Here is a 1,603-nt window from a genome sequence, read left to right on the forward strand (position 1 = left end):
GCCATGGGCCAAGGTTGAATAGAGAGCCGTATGCGCTGAAAGGTGCACGTACGGTTCGGGGAGGAGAAGCGCATCCGCGCTTCTTACTCCACTCCGAACCAACCAAGGCTTCGCCTATCTCGCTGTCGTCATCGATCTCTATTCCCGCCGTGTCATCGGCTGGTCGATGCAGAGCCGCCAGACGACTGATGTCGTGCTGCAGGCGTTGCTGATGGCTGTCTGGCGGCGAAAGCCAAAGGACAAGGTTCTGGTGCACTCGGATCAGGGCTCGCAATTCACCAGCATGGACTGGGCCTCGTTCCTGAAGCACCACAATCTGGTTCACTCGATGAGTCGACGCGGCAACTGCCATGACAATGCCGTGGCCGAAAGCTTCTTCAATCTCCTGAAGCGGGAGCGGATACGCCGCAGGGTCTATCGTTCACGCGACGAAGCCCGTCAGGATGTGTTCGACTACATCGAAATGTTCTACAACCCGAAACGCAAGCATGTCAGAAACGGCATGCTGTCGCCGGTAGAGTTCGAGAAGCGGCAGAAAATCTAACCCGAGGGTGTCTACGAAACTCGGGGCTATTCAGAAATCATGCACAGAGGGACTGACGGGCTACTGAAGATCGGCAGAAATTGCCGTCAGCTTCCGGTCAGCAAACACCGCCATCGTTGCAGCGGAAAGATAATCGTTCTCACGGGCCCGTTTCGAAGCCGCGCCCTTCGCCTGCTTCTTCGTGGGTGACCCCGTCGCGGATGTGGTAGATGCGCCTGAAGGTGGGGATGATCTTTTCGTCGTGCGTGACGACGATGATCGCCGTTCCGAATTTCACGGCCATGTCGTTGAGGATCCGGATCACGGTCAACGCGCGCACACTGTCGAGCGGGGCGGTCGGCTCGTCGGCAAGAATGACAGGCGGCCGGTTGACCAATCCGCGCGCGATGGCAACGCGCTGTTGCTCGCCGCCGGAGAGCTGCGATGGCATCGCATCGGCTCGGTGCTCGACATCGAGTGCTTTTAGAAGCTCTCGCGCGCGTTGGCGTGATTCATGATTTGGGATGCCGGCAAGCATGGGAAGCAGGGCGACATTGTCGGTCACGTCCAAAAAGGGAATGAGGTAAGGCGCCTGGAAGACAAAACCGATCTTGTCGCGCCTCAACGCACGCAGATCGCGGATCTTCCATCCATCGTCATAGATCAGCTCGTCACCAAGGGTCATCCGCCCACCGCTCGGGTCGATGACCGCCCCCAGAGCTTTGAGTAAGGTACTCTTCCCAGAACCCGACGGTCCAATCAAACCGACGACCTCGCCGGGCGCGACCCGCATATTGACGTCTTTGAGGGCATCGACGGCGGTGGAGCCGCTGCCATATCGCTTGCGGATTTTCTCGATCAGTATCCCGCCGCCCATCTCAGCCACCGATCGCCTCGGCGGGGTCGACCTTCAACGCCATCCGGATCGCGACGATGCTGGCGAGCGCGCATATGGCGATGACAACGATAACGCCGATGATCGTATCGGCGTCACGACACGAAAGTGTTGAATCTGTCCGACTTTTGAGAACGTATGGTGATCACGCTGCGAGGATGGATGTTTCGCGCCGTAGCGGCCTG

1 protein-coding gene and 1 pseudogene are annotated in these 1,603 nt (G+C 58.8%); one reads left to right on the plus strand and one right to left on the minus strand.

The genetic code is table 11. The features are described from left to right. Positions 1-82 precede the first annotated feature (82 nt). Positions 83-544, plus strand: a pseudogene (locus EV665_RS32100) (IS3 family transposase); the annotation flags it as partial. 139 nt (positions 545-683) lie between these two features. Here the strand turns inward: EV665_RS32100 and EV665_RS32105 are convergent. Continuing rightward, on the minus strand, positions 684-1,400 hold the full coding sequence (locus EV665_RS32105) for an ABC transporter ATP-binding protein (protein WP_024271190.1): 717 nt from the start codon (positions 1,398-1,400) through the stop codon (positions 684-686). Between the last annotated feature and the right edge of the window lie 203 nt (positions 1,401-1,603).

This window comes from Shinella granuli (genome assembly GCF_004341885.1).
Classification (GTDB): domain Bacteria; phylum Pseudomonadota; class Alphaproteobacteria; order Rhizobiales; family Rhizobiaceae; genus Shinella; species Shinella granuli.

What these genes read in the sequence shown, in the direction of transcription:
- EV665_RS32105 (WP_024271190.1), bottom strand. Translation starts at nt 1,400, where the DNA reads ATGGGCGGCGGGATACTGATCGAGAAAATCCGCAAGCGATATGGCAGC.